General features: G+C 44.2%; 16 protein-coding genes. 13 read left to right on the plus strand and 3 right to left on the minus strand.

Annotated features, from left to right (window positions below; all coding sequences use genetic code 11):
* Positions 1-156: 156 nt before the first annotated feature.
* The 7 genes from RB160_RS10610 to RB160_RS10640 all read left to right on the plus strand — a co-directional run bounded on the left by RB160_RS10610 (position 157) and on the right by RB160_RS10640 (position 8767).
* Entirely contained in the window at positions 157-2208 is a 2052-nt protein-coding gene (locus tag RB160_RS10610) for a catalase (protein ID WP_316570249.1), read from the plus strand.
* 330 nt (positions 2209-2538) lie between these two features.
* The gene (locus tag RB160_RS10615) at positions 2539-3006 is read left to right on the plus strand and encodes a CarD family transcriptional regulator (protein ID WP_316570250.1); all 468 of its coding nucleotides are present in this window, start codon (positions 2539-2541) and stop codon (positions 3004-3006) included.
* A 335-nt stretch (positions 3007-3341) separates the two neighbouring features.
* The gene (gene atoD / locus RB160_RS10620) at positions 3342-4001 is read left to right on the plus strand and encodes an acetate CoA-transferase subunit alpha (RefSeq protein ID WP_316570251.1); all 660 of its coding nucleotides are present in this window, start codon (positions 3342-3344) and stop codon (positions 3999-4001) included.
* On the plus strand, positions 4001-4648 hold the full coding sequence (locus RB160_RS10625; protein WP_316570252.1) for a 3-oxoacid CoA-transferase subunit B: 648 nt from the start codon (positions 4001-4003) through the stop codon (positions 4646-4648). Before atoD ends, RB160_RS10625 begins: the two co-directional genes overlap by 1 nt.
* 312 nt (positions 4649-4960) lie before the next feature.
* Positions 4961-6397 carry a GntP family permease gene (locus RB160_RS10630; RefSeq protein ID WP_316570253.1) on the plus strand — a complete coding sequence of 479 codons (1437 nt, stop codon included), beginning with the start codon at positions 4961-4963 and terminating at the stop codon, positions 6395-6397.
* A gap of 38 nt (positions 6398-6435) precedes the next feature.
* Complete coding sequence (locus RB160_RS10635; RefSeq protein ID WP_316570254.1) at positions 6436-7218, plus strand: 3-hydroxybutyrate dehydrogenase; 783 nt, start codon at positions 6436-6438, stop codon at positions 7216-7218.
* Between the two features lie 142 nt (positions 7219-7360).
* The gene (locus tag RB160_RS10640; protein WP_316570255.1) at positions 7361-8767 is read left to right on the plus strand and encodes a sigma-54 interaction domain-containing protein; all 1407 of its coding nucleotides are present in this window, start codon (positions 7361-7363) and stop codon (positions 8765-8767) included.
* Between the two features lie 56 nt (positions 8768-8823).
* Here RB160_RS10640 and RB160_RS10645 read toward each other — a convergent pair whose 3' ends face one another.
* The gene (locus RB160_RS10645) at positions 8824-10743 is read right to left on the minus strand and encodes an alkaline phosphatase family protein (RefSeq protein ID WP_316570256.1); all 1920 of its coding nucleotides are present in this window, start codon (positions 10741-10743) and stop codon (positions 8824-8826) included.
* A gap of 171 nt (positions 10744-10914) precedes the next feature.
* On the opposite strand from RB160_RS10645, the gene yunB reads away from it, so the two are divergent.
* The 6 genes from yunB to RB160_RS10675 all read left to right on the plus strand — a co-directional run bounded on the left by yunB (position 10915) and on the right by RB160_RS10675 (position 16194).
* Positions 10915-11679, plus strand: coding sequence for a sporulation protein YunB (gene yunB, locus RB160_RS10650; RefSeq protein ID WP_316570257.1), 765 nt, complete (start codon positions 10915-10917; stop codon positions 11677-11679).
* 79 nt (positions 11680-11758) lie between these two features.
* Positions 11759-12256 (plus strand): DUF1259 domain-containing protein, encoded by a 498-nt coding sequence (locus tag RB160_RS10655; RefSeq protein WP_316570258.1) that lies wholly within the window; start codon positions 11759-11761, stop codon positions 12254-12256.
* Positions 12257-12378: 122 nt separating this feature from the next.
* Positions 12379-13356, plus strand: coding sequence for a ring-cleaving dioxygenase (locus RB160_RS10660; RefSeq protein WP_396954704.1), 978 nt, complete (start codon positions 12379-12381; stop codon positions 13354-13356).
* 161 nt (positions 13357-13517) lie between these two features.
* On the plus strand, positions 13518-14072 hold the full coding sequence (locus RB160_RS10665) for a DJ-1/PfpI family protein (protein ID WP_316570259.1): 555 nt from the start codon (positions 13518-13520) through the stop codon (positions 14070-14072).
* Positions 14073-14156: 84 nt separating this feature from the next.
* Entirely contained in the window at positions 14157-15065 is a 909-nt protein-coding gene (locus tag RB160_RS10670; RefSeq protein WP_316570260.1) for a D-alanyl-D-alanine carboxypeptidase family protein, read from the plus strand.
* A gap of 142 nt (positions 15066-15207) precedes the next feature.
* Positions 15208-16194 carry a proline dehydrogenase family protein gene (locus RB160_RS10675; protein WP_316570261.1) on the plus strand — a complete coding sequence of 329 codons (987 nt, stop codon included), beginning with the start codon at positions 15208-15210 and terminating at the stop codon, positions 16192-16194.
* A 67-nt stretch (positions 16195-16261) separates the two neighbouring features.
* Here the strand turns inward: RB160_RS10675 and RB160_RS10680 are convergent, their stop codons facing one another.
* Both RB160_RS10680 and RB160_RS10685 read right to left on the minus strand, forming a co-directional pair.
* Positions 16262-17368 (minus strand): GerAB/ArcD/ProY family transporter, encoded by a 1107-nt coding sequence (locus tag RB160_RS10680; protein WP_316570262.1) that lies wholly within the window; start codon positions 17366-17368, stop codon positions 16262-16264.
* Positions 17369-17383: 15 nt separating this feature from the next.
* The gene (locus RB160_RS10685) at positions 17384-18472 is read right to left on the minus strand and encodes a Ger(x)C family spore germination protein (RefSeq protein ID WP_316570263.1); all 1089 of its coding nucleotides are present in this window, start codon (positions 18470-18472) and stop codon (positions 17384-17386) included.
* Positions 18473-18488 lie beyond the last annotated feature (16 nt).

An 18488-nucleotide genomic window follows, 5' to 3' on the forward strand; every position in this document is an offset into this window, starting at 1 on the left:
GATGGTTTTTTTATTGGGAAAATTACGTGGCCCCAATTAAAAGGACGTGTTTTAACAAATGGATTTGCAAGAATAAGCATTTAAATTTATATGTTTTTTAGACCGAGAGTGGGGTAGAAGGGGAGTGGGCTACAAATTTACTGAGGAGGATGATGAATGACAAAGGAGAATCGCGTTCCGAATGTGAATCAAAAGCAGGAACAGCTGGAGCAGTTTACGGTTGATGATCGTGGGAAGAAACTGACAACCAATCAAGGTGTGAAGGTTTCGGAGGATGAGTTTTCCCTGAAAGCCGGAGTGCGCGGGCCGACGTTGATGGAAGACTTTCATTTCCGGGAGAAGATGACGCATTTTGACCATGAGAGGATTCCGGAAAGGGTTGTTCATGCCCGTGGGTTTGCGGCTCATGGGGAGTTTCAGGTTTACGAGTCGATGAAGGAGTACACGATGGCGAAGTTCCTGCATGACCCAGCCAAGAAGACGCCGGTGTTTGTCCGTTTTTCGACGGTCCAGGGTTCGAAAGGCTCAGCTGAAACGGTCCGGGATGTGCGTGGATTCGCGACGAAGTTTTATACGGAAGAAGGGAACTATGATCTCGTTGGGAATAATATCCCGGTATTTTTCATTCAGGATGCAATAAAGTTTCCCGACTTTGTGCATGCGGTGAAGCCGGAGCCTCATAACGAAATGCCGCAGGGGGCATCCGCCCATGATACGTTCTATGACTTCATCGCCAATAATCAGGAGTCGGCACATATGGTGTTGTGGCAAATGTCGGACCGGGCAATCCCACGCAGTTTCCGTATGATGGAAGGCTTTGGCGTACATACGTTCAGATTCGTGAACGAGCAGGGTAAGGCCCATTTTGTCAAATTCCACTGGAAACCGGTGCTGGGCGTCCACTCACTTGTGTGGGACGAGGCCCAGAAGATAGCCGGCAAGGATCCGGACTTCCATCGCCGCGATTTGTACGAATCCATTGAAAGCGGGAATTTCCCAGAGTATGAGCTCGGTGTCCAGATGATTCCCGAGGAAGAAGAGTTCAGGTTTGATTTTGATATCCTTGATCCTACCAAACTATGGCCTGAGGAGGAAGTTCCGGTTAGGATTATCGGAAAAATGACCTTGAATCGGAATGTAGACAACGTGTTTGCCGAGACAGAGCAAGTTGCTTTCCATCCTGGCCATGTTGTTCCCGGAATTGATTTTACGAATGATCCGCTGCTGCAGGGCAGGCTGTTCTCTTATACGGACACGCAGCTGTTGCGCCTTGGCGGGCCAAACTTCCACGAGCTGCCGATCAACCGGCCTGTTTGCCCGTTCCACAACAACCAGCGGGACGGGTTTGGCCGCCAGACGATCAACCGGGGCCAGGTTAGCTACCATCGAAATTCCCTTGCCGAAAATACGCCTGCGACAGCTACTGCGGAGGAAGGCGGTTATGTCCATTATCAGGAGAAGGTGGATGGCCGTAAAATCCGGGCTCGCAGTGAGAGCTTCAAGGATCATTTCTCCCAGGCGTCCATGTTCTGGAACAGCATGAGCCCGCCCGAAAAGCAGCATATTATTGATGCATTATCGTTTGAACTCGGCAAAGTGAAATCACCGGATGTTCGCCAGCAGGTTGTTGATATGTTTGCCAATGTGAGCATGGAACTCATCACCCCGGTTGCCGAGGTGATTGGAGCGAGGGTGCCGGAGCCGAGGGAGCCTGCATCTTTAAAGTCATCGCCGGCACTTAGCATGGCTAACACTGTGAAGACAGCGAAAACGCGTAAGGTCGGTGTGCTTGTGGCCGATGGTTTTAGCGGAAATGAAGTTAAAACGATACTGGATGCACTCAAGGCGGAAGGCGCAATTACCGAATTCATTAGTGAAAAACTCGGGTCCGTACGAGGAACTGACAATTTCGAACTGCCAGTCCATCATTCGTTCCTCACCGCCGATTCAGTCCTCTTGGATGCAATCTATGTGGTTGGAGGGGGAGAGAACACCCCAAAATTTAAGAAGACTGCTCTCTATTTCCTTCAGGAAGCATTCGAGCATTACAAACCGATTGGCGCAACTCACGCAGGGGCCGAAATAGCTCAACAAGCAGGTATCATCGGTGCGCCGGGCGTTGTAGTCGCCAGCACACCTGAGGAATTTTCCGGGCAATTTGTTCAAGCCATCGCCGCCCACCGCCATTGGGACAGGCAGGTGCAATAATCTTTAAAGCTGGAAAATATAAATTATTTAAAACAAGAATCCGCGAGGCGAAACAAGTCTGCGGGTTCTTGTTTTTAGTAGTACCTCGCAAGGCTGAAAATAAGAATCCGGAAAAATTGGCCTATATCAATTCGAGAGGCTCCAGGTTAACAACGGACTAGGTTACTTTTCTATATTGGTAATCCAGTCTGTTGGTTTGGTTTGTTTGGTTGGATTTTTTTTGATAAAAATTTATTGACAATAAAAATAAATTTATGGTATTATAGTCTATTTGATTAAATCATCCGTGTATGTTACGATTAGAAGGTTAGCATATATGGAGGCGATTATATGTTTCAAGTTGGCGATAACATTATTTATCCAATGCATGGTGCAGGTAGAATTGTGGCCATTGAAGAAAGAGAATTCTCTGGAAAAAAACAAGATTATTTTGTCATCAAAATGTCAATCAGTAACATGCAAGTGATGATTCCAACGCGTAAAATTTCAAATTCAAGAATAAGGCCGGTTACCGATATACTTGCATTAAAACACATTATACACATTTTTCAGCATGGAGAATCAGATCGTTTACTGCCATGGAAGCAAAGGTATAAAGTAAACACAGAAAAAATAAGAACGGGTGAAATGAAAGAAGGTGCAGAAGTTGTACGTGATTTAATGCGTATGAAGAAAGAAAAAGCACTAAATGCTAGCGAAAAGAAAATGTTGGCTGATGCGTATGAATTTTTGATTAGTGAATTGCACTTAATAAAAGGGATTACCGAAAATCAATTAAATAGTTTTGGTTTATCCTGAATTTTCGAAAGTAAATCATCTTAAAGGCATCCTATTTCTTCAACAAATAACCCTCTCTTTGTGATTTCCACCATCTATTCCATTTTTTAAAAAAACTCACTATAGCCAAATGAGAAAAGCTGCACTCTTTAATGAAGGCGCTGAAAAGTTAATCATACAAAAACAAAAGGTATAATTCCTCATTATGTGAGGGAGTTATACCTCTTTTGTTGTGAGCGCAAGAAATAATTTTGGATGGATGGATCTTTAATTCTTTGGCACACTTCTTGCACCGTTACAGGGTGTGTGAGTGGATCGGACTCACTTCCACAAATAGATTTGGGGGTGTGTGAAAAATGAATAAGGTAATTTCGAAAGAGGATGCGGCTACGTTTTTTCGGGATGGGATGACACTGATGGCAGGCGGTTTTATGGGGGTCGGAACGCCACAGGAGCTTGTTGAGGTAATGCTCGAAAAGAACGTTAAGGATATCACGCTGATTGCGAATGACACTGCTTTTATCGAAACCGGAGTTGGCCCATTGATTGTCAACCATCGGGTTAAAAAGGTAATTGCCTCCCACATCGGAACGAATCCTGAAACAGGCAGGCAAATGATTGCCGGAGAAATGGAAGTTGAACTCGTTCCGCAGGGGACTCTGGCCGAACGCGTCCGGGCAGGCGGTTCAGGGCTTGGCGGGGTGCTGACCCCAACTGGAATTGGAACAGTGGTCGAAGATGGGAAACAGAAAATTACTGTTGACGGGCGGGAATTTCTGCTTGAAAAGCCGCTCCGGGCAGAAGTGGCAATCCTAAAGGCATATAAAGCTGACAAAGCCGGCAATCTTGTATATCACCGCTCGGCCCGCAACTTCAACCCATTAATGGCGCTAGCCGCCGACGTTGTAATCGCCCAGGTTGAAATGGTGGTAGAAGTCGGAGAGATCGACCCGGATGACGTAATGACCCCGGGAGTCCTTGTAGATAAAATTTTGGTTCAAGGAGGCTGTAAATAATGACAGCAACACTTGTTAGCCCTAAACAGCTCATTGCTTCACGTGTCGCAAAGGAATTAAGGGACGGAGATGTCGTGAATCTTGGTATTGGGCTTCCGACAATGGTCCCAAATTATTTGCCTGATAATGTGAACGTCATTCTTCAATCAGAAAATGGATATGTTGGGCTGAAGCCACTTGAAGGGGAAATTGATCCCGACCTCGTAAATGCCGGCGGGCAGCCAGCTGGAATTATTCCGGGAGGAGCATTTTTTGACAGCCTTTTTTCGTTTGAACTGATCCGCGGGGGCCATGTCGATGTTACAGTGCTCGGTGGGCTTGAGGTGGACGAAAAAGGAAACCTTGCGAATTGGATGGTTCCCGGCAAAATGGTTCCTGGGATGGGCGGTGCCATGGATTTAGTGACCGGAGCGAAAAAGGTTATCGTTGCAATGGAGCATTGTGCAAAAAGCGGATCTTCTAAAATCCTTAAGGATTGCCGCCTGCCCCTTACCGGTAAAGGGGTAGTCGATATGGTTGTCACCGAGCTTGCCGTCTTCCGTGTAACGCCATCAGGACTTGTCCTTGAGGAGCTACAGGAAGGGGCGACATTGGAATTGGTACGTGAGAAAACCGAAGCCTCGTTTAGTGTGAACCTGCTGACATAACACAGAGGTTGGATATACGAAGGATTGCCTGTTGTTTTGAAAAGAATTCGCACCAACATTCAAATTAAAAAGAGACGGAAAATTCCGTTATTCCGGAAAACCCACTTTCAGTTTTCCGGAATTCCGGAAAATAAAATCAATTTTTTCGTTTAGTTAGTGGTAAAAAGGGTAAATAGGTAAGTGTTTATTCAAAATTATTCGAAAATTATGTTTTGGCACGAAACTTGCATTCTTAAAGAATGTAAGCTTTATTTTGTAAACGCTTTCCTATGGGGATGGGATGGGCTTACAAAAAATCAAAGGGGGATTTATATGGAGTTATTCAGTATTCTTTTGGCGCTGGGCCTATTGATGTTTGTTGCCTATCGCGGTTTTTCAGTCATTCTTTTCGCACCGATCTGTGCACTTCTAGCTGTAGTCCTGATTGACCCAAGCCATGTGCTGCCATTCTTTTCAGGGGTTTTCATGGAAAAGATGGTTGGATTTATTAAATCTTATTTTCCAGTCTTTTTACTCGGTGCAATTTTCGGAAAGGTCGTTGAAATGTCCGGAATTGCAGAATCTATTGCCAAGACAATTGTTAGCTGGCTTGGCGCCAAGCGGGCCATTCTAACTATTGTTTTGCTCGGCGCAATTCTAACTTACAGCGGAGTAAGCTTGTTCGTTGCAGTTTTCGCCATCTATCCATTTGCCGCCCAAATGTTCAGGCAGGCGAACATCCCTAAACGGCTTATTCCCGGTACAATCGCACTGGGGGCATTTACGTTTACGATGGATGCGTTACCGGGCACACCACAAATTCAGAACGTTATCCCTGCCCCATTCTTTAAGACGGATATATATGCTGCTCCAACCCTGGGAATCATCGGCGCCATTTTCGTCTTTGCAATGGGAATGCTTTACTTGGAGTGGAGGAGGAAGAAGGCAGCAGCAGCGGGTGAAGGCTATTTTGGATTTGATACAGAAAATGCCGCGGCGCTGGAACAGGCTGAAGCGGAGAAGAATGTTGCCGTTCCAAATATGTCACTTGAGCAATCAAGAGCAAAGCAATTATTGGCATTCGTTCCACTTATCCTTGTTGGCGTTACGAACAAGCTGTTTATTACCCTAATTCCAAAATGGTATCCGGAAGGCTTTGACTTTGCGAAAATTGGGCTTAATGCCTTTACAGTCGATGTTTCAGCAGTAATGGCCATCTGGGCAGTTGAAATGGCGCTCGTAGTCGGAATCATTGCTACGCTTGCTTATGACTGGAATAGAGTAACAATTAATTTCAAGGAAGGCCTGAACCTTAGCATTGCAGGCGCGCTTCTTGCCACGATGAATACAGGTGCCGAGTATGGATTCGGTGGAGTTATCGCCGCTCTTCCAGGTTTTGCGAAAATAAGCGATGGCATTTCCAGCACGTTTACGAACCCGCTTGTAAACGGAGCGGTGACAACAACTACCTTAGCAGGTATTACAGGTTCTGCTTCAGGCGGTATGGGGATTGCGCTCAGTGCGATGGCTGATAAATACAATGCGGCAATCGCGGCGGCCAATATTCCGCCAGAGGTCATGCATCGAGTCGTATCCATGGCTTCAGGAGGAATGGATACCCTTCCTCACAACGGAGCGGTCATCACCCTTCTGGCTGTTACTGGCTTGACTCATAAACAGTCCTACCGTGACATTTTTGCCATCACGATCATCAAAACACTTGCTGTATTCGTCATTATTGGCATCTACTCATTGTTTGGCTGGGTTTAAACAAAGAGAGACTGTTAATCCAATAGGGAGGCTAATCTATGAATCTGTTAGAAGGAAAAGTAGCGTTTATTACCGGTTCTGCAAGTGGGATAGGATTGGAAATCGCAAAGACATTTGCTAAAGAAGGGGCAAAGGTTGTCATCTCTGATCTAAACGAGGAAAAATGCGGCCAGGTTGCGGAAACGCTACGTGGAGAAGGCTATGAAGCATTATCAGCCCCTTGTGATGTAACGAATGAGGAAGCCTATAAAAATGCCATCGGTCTAGCCACTGAAAAGTTCGGTAGAATCGATATCCTGATCAACAATGCCGGGCTTCAGTACGTATCACCTATTGAAGAATTCCCAACGGAAAAATTCGAGCTGCTTGTAAAAGTTATGCTGACCGCACCGTTCATTGGCATTAAGAATGTTTTCCCGATGATGAAAAAGCAGGGCTTCGGCCGTATTATCAACATGGCTTCAATTAACGGGGTCATCGGGTTTGCCGGCAAGGCCGCCTACAATAGCGCCAAGCACGGCGTAATCGGCCTGACCAAGGTGGCCGCTCTTGAAGGTGCCGCCGAAGGAATTACTGTCAATGCGCTTTGTCCTGGTTATGTCGATACCCCGCTCGTCAGAGGGCAGCTTGGCGACCTGGCCAAGACGCGAAATGTCCCTTTGGAAAGCGTATTGGAAGAGGTTATTTATCCGCTTGTTCCGCAAAAAAGGCTTTTATCGGTATCGGAAATTGCCGATTACGCAGTCTTTTTGGCAAGCGACAAAGGAAGAGGGATTACCGGACAGGCTGTCATCCTTGATGGGGGCTATACCGTGCAGTAAAGAGGCTGTTTTAAAAAAATCAAGAAGTCCCGCCTTATTCCCGGCGGGGCTTTTTCTTTATTTGGAAATAGTCAGAAATCTCCGTACATTTACAAACAAAATACTGATATAATAATCTTTAGTATTCCAAAAAGGTGGGGAAATGGTGAACGCACGAATCGATGATATTCCTTTAAACTGGCTCGAGGAAATATTGAACCTTTCTGCCGAGCGGATTGTTGTCACCGACCGTGACGGCATCATCATTTATATTAACGAAGCTTATTGTGAATTTCTTGGCACCACTGTGGATAAAGCAATGAAAAGGCCTGTCCAGGAGGTAATTGAAAATACGAGGATGCATATTGTATCCCGGACCGGACAAGCTGAAATCGCCGCTGTCCACCATATCAACGGGAGTGAAATGATTGCCAACAGATTTCCTCTCATTGTTTCCGGAGAACTGGTCGGGGCAGTGGGAACAGTCATGTTCAAGAATCCCGAGGAGCTTCATTTGTATAAAAGCAAAATCCAAAATCTCGTAGAAGAGTTGAAATACTATAAAACGAGAGAAGAGAGTGAATTTACAAGCAAGTATAGCTTTTCAGACCTGATTGGGATGAGCCGGCCTTTTATGGAGGCAAAAGCGCTTGCCGAAAGGATTTCTGTCAGCCAGTCTGCTGTCCTCTTGCTGGGTGAATCCGGAACGGGAAAGGAATTGTTCGCCCATTCGATTCATGCTAACAGCCTCCGTTCGGCGTATCCGTTTGTACCGATAAATTGCGCATCCATTCCAGAACATTTGTTGGAATCCGAACTGTTTGGCTATGAGGACGGTGCATTCACAGGGGCGAAAAAAGGAGGAAAGAAGGGTCATTTCCAGCTTGCTAATCGGGGGACCATCTTCCTTGATGAAATAGGCGACATGCCGCTTGCCATGCAAAGCAAACTGCTCCGTGTATTGCAGGACAAGGAAATCCAAGCCGTCGGAGGGCAAAAATCGATACCGGTCGATGTAAGGATTATTACGGCTACCAACCGTGACCTTGAAAAGATGGTAGACGAGGGCAAATTCCGCCAGGACCTTTATTACAGGCTAAATGTCATAAAAATCGAAATCCCCCCGCTCCGGAAAAGAAAAGAAGACATCGAGCAAATTGCCCTGAAACTGGTGGAAAAGCTTGAAAAGAGATTCCACCGGAAATCCGTTCGGCTGTCCCAGGAAGTCATCCGTCTGCTGCAGCAGCACTCCTGGCCAGGCAATATACGGGAACTCGAAAATGTCCTTGAACGGTGCATCAATGTGTTGGATGGGAATGTCGTTATGCCTAACCATCTTCCCTTATATTTACGGGACCAGGAAACAGCGTCATTTGATTCCGTTCCTCAACCTGCAAATCCAGCCGGAACAAAGATAAAGCCGTTAAAGGAAACAATAGCCGAAGCCGAAAAGCAGGCCATCCTCGCAGCCCTTGCCGCTGCCGAGGGAAACCGCCAGGAAGCAGCCAAACTCCTCGATATCGGAAAAACAAGCCTTTATGAAAAATGCAGAATTTATTCAATCAAATAAGGTGCCAGGCTTGATGAATTTCTATGCCTGGCACCTTTTTATGCCAACCGTGGACATTAGTTTTCTGTCAGCTCTGGAATTGGTTTCCCATCAATAAAGTCCGGTATATCAATTTGCATAAATTTATATAATGTAGGGGCAATGTCCAAAGTTGTAATTTCTGATTCAATCTCTCCCTGGGTTATTCCTTTCCCGGCTGCCATAAAGATAGGGATTAACTCTTTTCGGGCTGGGTCGCCCCCATGGTTGCCAAGATCATTAACCGTCATAACTTTGTTGCCATCGCCCTGGGCCATATAATAGCCTTTTTGGGCGACTAATAGAACATCACCTGTGTTTTCATGGCTGTTGCGGATTTTGATGACCTTTTCATATGGTGAGACTAGTTGCTTCACAGGAGAGAATAGTACAGTATTTTTTATGGCCTTTACGGATTTGGAAAAATCTTCTTTAATCGTAGTATCGTTGTCCGATAATTGAGCGGATACGAAGGACAAATAATTCCCGAGTTTGATTTTCTTTTTTTCAACTTTCGCATTCTCAAAAATATCAGCGATCCTTTTTTGGAGAGAGTCATAATCCCTTTGTTCGACAATCCCCTCTTTTTCCCGTCCTTTTAAGTTTATATAAACCTGCGCGATCGACCCACTGGCAACAGCAAACGCTTTTGATTTTTTGTAATCAATTTCCCCATCGCCATCCTTTACGAGTAACCCTTCCTTTTCCAATTCCTCATTTGGAGAAAGGCGAGAATGGACTGGCTCCATTCCGTGATCGGATACAAGATAAATGCGGTCATGTTTATTTAGCTTCGAAAGGACTTGTCCCAGCATTTCATCGGATAAGCGGTAAGACCAGCGGATATAATTCATATAGCGTTCGGACTTTTCCTTTGAATAGCCAGGCTGCCTCGGGTCAACAAGGAGGTAGTTGTGCGATTCATGGTCTACCTGTGGATAATAAAAGAACAGGATGTCCGGCTTGTAACGATCCTTAATATATAAAGATACATCTGTTGTCCATTGCGCGAAGCGCGTACTAATCTCCTCATATTCCTTCCGGGTAATCCAGTTGTTGTCCAATGCTTCGTCATCATCCTGGACTGGGAAGTAGCCGAACTTCCTATTGATGTCATTTTTAAAATCTCCCGGTCCCTCAATGATTGCTGACGTCACTGCCGTCCGATACATTTTGGCGTCGGAAAGATCTGGTTTATTCGCTTTTATTTTAAAAGAAAATCCCGCCAACTCGTTCGTTTTAGTCAAAAATGATAGAGAGCCCCATTTGTTCAATTTTACAGTCTGTGCATCTTTCATTTTTGGATCCAATGAAACGTGAAAGGTATCGTAATTTCCTTTCTGGCCCTTTGTGGATTTGAAAGCAACGATATAGATAGTACGTGTATCGTTTTTGCTCATTTTCAATGTAATACTGGCTTTTTGATTCGACTTCTTTGATTCCGTTTTGTGAAAATCAAGTTTGGCCAAATCGCTTTCAGCCCAAGTCTCCCCATAATAAATTGCGTAATCAGCTTGATAGTTGAATGTTGGATTTGAACCTGGAAAGAGGATCGTGGCAGTTGTCTTTCCTTTTTTACGAGCCACAGACCAAACGGGTTCGGAATCGAGCGGGGAAAAAAAGGCGCTGTCCCGGTTCGTCAATTTTTTATCTGGTTTATGGATTTCGTTGCTGACCATGCCGGATTCACTTGGCTTCGTTCCCGTTGCAATCGCAGCATGGGAGGCTGACGTTAACGAAGGAAAAATAGTTTGTATATTATTTGCATACATTCCTTTATCTTCTATCTTTTTAAAATTGGGCATGATCCCCTTCTTCATATAAGCTTCTAAAAAGTCCTGGCGCATCCCATCATACGAAATGACTACTTCAGTAGATTTGCTGTTTTCGCTCCCATAAGCATGGGAAGGAATGCTTGCCATCAGTAAAACCAAAAGACAAATAACCGATTTTCTCATATCATTCACACCTAGTTTCTTAAAGCATTTGTGATGATATTCCCTTTATTGGCTTTTGTAAAACGGATGGAAAGTAATACCGCACGGTAGCATGATAAAAACCTCTACGTACTACAAAAAGAGTCCGTAGCATATACAAATAATAGCCTAAAATGCAGGGGAGGGTCCCAGTTGAGGAAGATCAGAAGGAGCTATCGCAGGCGGGGACCGCTGCCATTAAGCCATGTTTTATTAATAACCTTTATAGTATTTGTTTTAGTCACGTATCAAAGCTTAAACATCATTAACAAACAAATTGAACCTAGATTAATAAAAATTGCCGAGACAAAGGCTAGAGAGTTTGCATCTCAGGCAGTAAACAAATCCATAGCTCAGTATGTTGTGGAAAATGTTGATGTAGAAGAACTAATTATCGTCCATAATAATTCCAATGAGGTAGGTTATAGCTTTAACCCCAAGGTATATACCCGGGTAATATCTGAGATAACCACAAGGATACAGCGATATTTAAACCTGCTCGAGTCAGGGAATATTGAAGAACTTGAGGCCTTCAAGGAATTTAACTCCGGAGAATCAAAGAAACAGCAAGGCTTAATATATGAAATCCCAATTGGAATGGCTACGGATAATACATTATTTTCAAATCTAGGCCCTAAAGTACCGGTCCGGTTTGAGATAATCGGTGATGTTACTGCCAATATTGAAACGAAAATAAGAGAAACAGGGATAAACAACACATACCTTGAGATTTACGTAAAAACCCATGTCCAAATGGGCGTCATTATCCCTTTGATCGGAAAAGAGATTGAGGTTACGAACTCAATTATGATAGGCGATCTTTTCTTGCCTGGAAAAGTGCCGCAATATTACAACGGCGGTGGCGGAAACGGGGGGAATGAAGTTAATCCGATAGTCATTCCTGATGGGGGTGGCTAAGCCCTGGGGGAATTTTAGTCCTGCAGGGTTTTTTACATATGGCTAAGCAACAAGGGCATCCTAACAATGGAGGTGCCAAATGAAAAAACTATTGATAATAGCCGGATTATTTTTGAGCATTATTTTGCCGCCGGAAGAAGCATCTGCAAAGCAAAGTCCTGATTGCAAAACACTCGAACAGATTTTTAAAGTAAAGGTGAAGGAAAAAGACGGAGTGTGTAAGGTTGATATAACCCGAAAAAACCTGGACGTCGCACTAATGGGGAACAAAATATCTCCGGAATCAATCGATCTCGCCTTTGATTTTGCTTTTGAAAAAGCGGACGGCCAGACAGCTGTTATGGGTGAAATGGCCCTGCTTGAAGAAGAAGTCAATCCTGTAATTGACGCACTAAGAAAAGGTGGATTGGAAGTAACCGCTCTTCATAACCACCATATGAATGAACGCCCCAGGATTATGTATCTCCATCTACAGGGGAAAGGCGACATGATTAAGCAAGCGAATACTTTAATCAACGCAATCGCTGCGACAAAGGAATTGAAACAACTTCAACAATCCACAGGGCCTCATTACTAAGAGGCTCTTTACATTGACAGATGTATAAATTCATGATAAATTTATCTCGAATTAAAGATATTTCTATTAAGGGTAAATTGACAGTAAGCGAAAAAACAAAGCACCTTATGGAGGTTTTTATAATGAATCGATTAAAAGGTATACACCATGTAACGGCCATTACTAGCAGCGCCGAAAAGAATTATGAGTTTTTTACGTATGTTCTGGGCATGCGGCTAGTCAAAAAAACAGTCAACCAGGATGACATCCAAACATATCATTTATTTTTCGCGGACGATGTTGGCAGCGCGGGAACAGATATGACTTTTTTTGACTTTCCTGGCATTCCAAAGGGCAGCCATGGCACGAATGAAATTTATAAAACATCCTTCCGGGTGCCAAGTGATGCAGCTATTGAGTACTGGTTAGAGCGTTTTGACAGGATGGGGGTCAGCCATAGCGGAATCAAGGAGCAATTTGGCAGAAAGACGCTGCCGTTTGTTGATTTTGACGACCAGCACTACCAGTTAGTTTCGGACGAAAACGTTAAAGGGGTTTCGCCAGGTACTCCATGGCAAAAAGGGCCTATCCCGCTTGAATATGCCATCACCGGCCTTGGACCAATATATGTACGTACGGCGCATTACGATTATTTTAAACAAGTAGTTGAAAAGGTAATGGAATTCAAAGAAGTTGCGCAGGACGGACCCCTCCACTTATTCGAAGTCGGTGAAGGAGGAAACGGCGCCGGAATTGTAGTCGAAGCAAACACAGTACTCCCGCAGGCGTTCCAAGGGTTTGGGACAGTCCATCATGCCGCATTCAGGGTGGAGGATGGATCGGTGCTTGAACATTGGATGAAACGGATGGAGAGCTTCGGCTTCCAGACATCCGGGCTGATTGACCGCTTTTTCTTCAAGTCGCTCTATGTAAGGGTCGCACCGCAAATTCTCTTTGAATTTGCGACGGATGGACCAGGCTTCATGGGTGATGAGCCATACGAAACACTTGGAGAAAAATTGTCTCTCCCACCATTTCTTGAACCGAAACGGGAACAAATTGAAGCAATGGTACGTCCAATAGATACAGTAAGAAGTACTATTGAATTTTCCAAGGAATAATTCGAAAAATGCAGGGGCCAAATTACTGGTCCCTGTTTTCTATTGTCCAAAAAATGCAAAGCATATTTCTTAAAGGTTTTCTGGAGGATTGCAATAGTGTGTTTTTATGGAGATAGGCTCGTTGGAAAAAGGAAAAAGTGAACTTTATTGGGGGAATGGGCATGAAAAAGGTTGGGTTTATTGTTTTTGAAGATTTTGCAATTTGGCAGGTGGCCCTCTTGCAAAAGTTTTTAAACAACAATGGGTATGAGATTGAGACTCTATCAATTGGGGGAGGGCTGGTACGGACTGATGGCGGTTTATACGTGGCATCCGAAGCATTGGAAGGACGGGATGCAAACGAGTTTGAGATGCTCCTTCTTCCCGGGGCAGGCGGTGCGATGCCCGAGTCGCTTCTTGAAAATAAGGAATTGCATCTTTTTCTTCAAACCTTTAAAGGGCTAATCGCGGCAAGCTGTGCTTCTACCATCATTATCGCTTCCGCAGGAATCTTTGATGGAGAGTATACAACCATGCCGCATATGAAAGACAGATTCTCAAGCTATTTTCCCGAAGATGGTTATTGTGATTGCGATGTAGTCTCCAGCGAAAAAATCATTTCTGCACGAGGATACGCCCATTATGATTTCATGATGGCTGTACTAGGGCGGCTTGGGATACTCGAGGCTGATCCAAGACTCGGGCGAATGGCGCTAAAACTATCAAAAAATCAGTGAAAATAATCAAGTATGAGCCAAGGAGGGCGACCTGTCATTCCATATTACTTGAAAGGGGTTATGACAGGTAAAGGAGTGAACCACATGAAAAAGATGCGCAGGTTTGCGGCATTCGCCGTTTTGATTATTGCCATGTTGGCGGGAGTGGGCTATTCAGCCTTTTACATAAATGGCCCGGATGTACACGCAAGGGCGGTGATTTTAATCGACTCGGAAACTAAGGATGTCCTGTTCGCAAAAAATGAGGACACGCCATTCCCCGCTGCTAGTATGACTAAGTTGATGACAGCCTATCTGGTCTTGGAGAAAATGCAGTTAGGTACATTCGGTTGGAATGATGAAGTAATAATCAGTGACAATGCAGCTAACAGTGAAGGGGTCGCGATTCCCGTGAAAGCAGGAGATACACTTACAGTACGGGATTTATTCATGGCAATGGAAATCGCCTCGGCCAACAATGCAGCTGTCGCCCTGGCTGAAAAGGCTGCAGGCACCGAAGCTGAATTCACAGAATGGATGAATCAAAAAGCAAGGGATATCGGGCTTTCGGAACATACCCGCTTTGTAAATGCGACCGGCCTTGCAAATCGGAACGGGCATGAATCTAAAATGACGGCCAGGGATGTTGCCATATTGGCGGGCAGACTTATAGCGGATTACCCCGATATCCTGGCCATTTCAAGCTTGCCGGATTACACACTCCAGTATGACGGGTCGGTTATTTTTACAACAAACTCGATGCTACATAATCTGGATTTTTCTTTTAAAGGCGTGGACGGGCTGAAAACCGGTTTTACAAATGCCGCTGGTTATTGTTTCGCGGGAACGGCGGAAAATGGCGGCACGAGGCTGATCAGTGTTGTCATGGGGGCGAACGATAGAGATGAGCGTTTCATTGAAACCAAAAAGCTTTTTGCCTATGGTTTTAAAAAGCCTTATTTCCCACCGGTAAAACAAGCGCTTGCCAAGGAGATAGGCCGGCTTGGCCTATAGCCTGACAGCTTTGAGAAAGCCATTATTTATCCATAGTGTATATGATAGAAAACTATTTTGAAAAAATTTCAATTATTTTAAATATGCTAATTTTGAAAAGAGGCATGATATAATAAAAGAAAAACAACAAGGAGCAGAAGCGATGCTAAGAGACTTGTTTATTGGACTTTCTAAAAACCAAATGCTAAACACGGCAGCTAAAAATTACGGACTGAAACTAGGCGCGCAAAACGTTGTCGCAGGGACAACGATTGAGGAAACAATCGAGAGCATTAAAGAGCTTAATAGACACGGGATTTCTGCAACCGTTGACAATCTTGGAGAATTCGTATTCAAAGAGGAAGAAGCGACTGAAGCCAAAGAGCAAATTTTAAAGGTTATTCAGGCTATCCAGGATCATCAAGTGGATGCGCATATCTCGCTTAAGCCTACCCAGGTCGGCCTTGATATCGACTTTGATTTCTGTGTGCAAAATGTACGGGAAATCGTTGCGAAAGCAAACGAGTATAGGATTTTTGTCAATATCGATATGGAGGATTCCGGCCATCTTGATGCGACTCTTGGACTCGTCGATCTTCTTTCGGCTGACTACGAAAATGTCGGGACCGTTATCCAGTCATATCTGCACGATGCGCAAGAGCAGGTTGAAAAATATAAGAACATGAGGATTCGCCTCGTAAAAGGCGCATACAAGGAGCCTGCAGACATCGCATACCAGGATAAAAAGGACATTGATGCTAACTATGTCCGCATCATTGAGTGGCACCTGTTGAACGGGAAATTCACTTCCATTGCCACCCATGACCATAACATCATCAACCATGTGAAGCGATTTGTTAAGGAACACAATATCCCGAATGACAAATTCGAATTCCAGATGCTGTACGGTTTCCGCCGCGAGCTTCAGCTTCAGCTTGCCAAAGAAGGCTACAACTTCTGCACATACGTGCCATTCGGGAAAGATTGGTACGGCTACTTTATGCGCCGCCTAGCCGAAAGGCCGCAGAACCTGAACCTTGTATTCAAGCAAGTGTTCAACAAAAAGACGAATACAATGCTTGGCCTGGCTGCGGGCGCATTCCTGGCAGGAAGGCTTTCAAAAGGAAACGGAAAGAAGAATAAAAGATAAAGAGTTGGATATCTAAAACTGGGCCAGTTTCTCCTAACGGAGGGAGCTGGCTTTATTTATTTGGAAATTAACACTTCACCTCCTTCCGCCGGTCGAGCCTCCTTTTAATAAGGCTAACCAAAAAGATAAACGGAATGTAGCCATAGAAAAAGGTGAGGCATACATAAGTGACTATATGATTAAGCTTCCTCCCGAACATGATGTCCTCAAGCCCAATATTTAATGCAAAATAGGCTATCATAATTCCAAATAGCGACCTGGAAGGCTTAAAGTTAAAAGTGATTTTTAACGTCCGCGTACTAGACCATACGAAGATGCAAACCGTCGAAACAATCACACCAAAAAACACAAAAATAAAAATGAACTCAAAGCTTTCCACGACAGTAAACGAAATGACCTTAATCATAGTTAAAGTCGCCCATTGGGTTCTTAGAAGCTTTCCCTGTGTGTAATATAAAAAAGTAATGATCGCAACGACGAAATACAGCATTGTTGTAGCTAATAAGCCAAAATGGGCCCATTTCGTTGATTTGATTCCATTTTTAATAAATGGCAAGTAAATAAACACACATTCGAAGCCTGTAAACATAAATGCACTTTCCTTGGCTGATTGCATGTAATCAATAAAGCCATGCGCGAAGATAGGCATGATGTTGCGTATTTGAAAGTATTGAAAAAGCATGGCGAAAGGGAGAAAAATGAAAATCGGGATAAGTACTCCCCAAAAAGCAAGCCCGGTAACAACCCTGAATCCACCCAAGACGATATAGTAAATTACAATGCAAACCCCGAATGAAAGCTCCCAAAGAGGAATTCTGTCAAACGCAAAGGTTTGGAGAACGTCAACATAGTTGTAGACGGTCAGGAAACCCATTAGCAGGAAATAAAAAACAAGTCCGGTATTCGCAAGCTTCCCGAAGAATTTTCCAAATGCCTCTAGCTGAAAAGAGGCCAAATCCCCCCCTGAACTTGTTTTGATTGCACGAAAGCCCAAGGCCAGAAGAATATTCAAGCTCGCTCCGACCGCGAGGATTGATACCCAGGCATCCTGTCCGGCCCCATCGGCTATTCTGGATTGGTAGTTTAACAACCCTACACCTACCTGTGAGCAATGGAGGAGGAAAAAAAGAAAAAACGGTGAAACCTTATTTCTTTCCTGGACCGCTATCATCATTCCACTCCTTTTCCGTCATCGCTTGATTCCAGCCTGGATGACAGTTGGTTCAATTTTGATGTTTACCTGCATTTTTTTATATTGTTCTTTATAAAATTCTTGTTCGTCCCAATTCCTATCGTGTGCCCTGAACCTGTCACCTAGCCCCAGCGGATCGACTCCATTTTCCTTGCAAATCCTGATTAACTTTGCAATTTCAGTTTTTAACTTTCTTTTAATGGCTTTCTCCAGGAAAGTAATGTCTTTTTGTTCGTGCAAATTAATCCAATCGGGGTATTCCCTTATGACGACAAAGACATTCAGGGACAAATCCAACTTGGGCTCAGGCCCAGGATTAATATTTAGCCACTCAGGTTTGTTTTTCATCGTGCGTATGACAAAGGTTCCTTTCTTGGAGCCTTTCTTAATGGGAAGTTCATAATATCCGGAATGTTTGTATTCATCCAGGAGTCCAAGGAAAAAGACCTGTTTATTGTCCAATAAGACTTTGTATTGATCGTCCTTGAAAAGCGCTACTCCATCCACGTAGACGTTTGATTCACTGCCGTGTTTCAAAAAGGGCATATATGGGTCCCTCCCGTGTCCATAATAATTGTTTAAAAAAATATGAAGGTTGGACCGGGGCAGCGAGGAAGTATTATAGTTTTGATTAATTGTATCTGCAATCGTAAGGGAACCGTTTTTTTTGACTGTCTCCAAATATTTGCTTGCCGACGGAGTGACAACAGCTACCTGGATATCGGTGGCAATCATTGGATTGTTAAAAACCGTATCGACTATATGCCCAATCCCTTTTTTCGCAAAGTCTTCCCCAAAAACAATGGCCTGTGTTTTAGACAACTCAATTGGATTTTTTGACTGTGCATTTGTCCGCTGTATCAGCACAGTTGATGTATTTCCTCGTGTCTTCCTTATTTGCAGATTTTCCTGGCTTTTGCTTTTTGTATAATCGGGATAAAGGGAAGTTGCCCTTAGCTGGCCGTCTTCCTGGGTGTCGAATCCTATTGTATTGACTATGCTCAATTGGTCGACAATCTTCGTTCTCTCGCATGCCGCTATGAGCATCGAGAGAAGGCTTAGAACAACGAGCGTTTTCCGATTCATAGGTTCCCGCCTTTTC

The sequence above is a fragment of the Neobacillus sp. YIM B06451 genome (assembly GCF_032667185.1).
Classification (GTDB): Bacteria; Bacillota; Bacilli; order Bacillales; family Cytobacillaceae; genus Bacillus_D.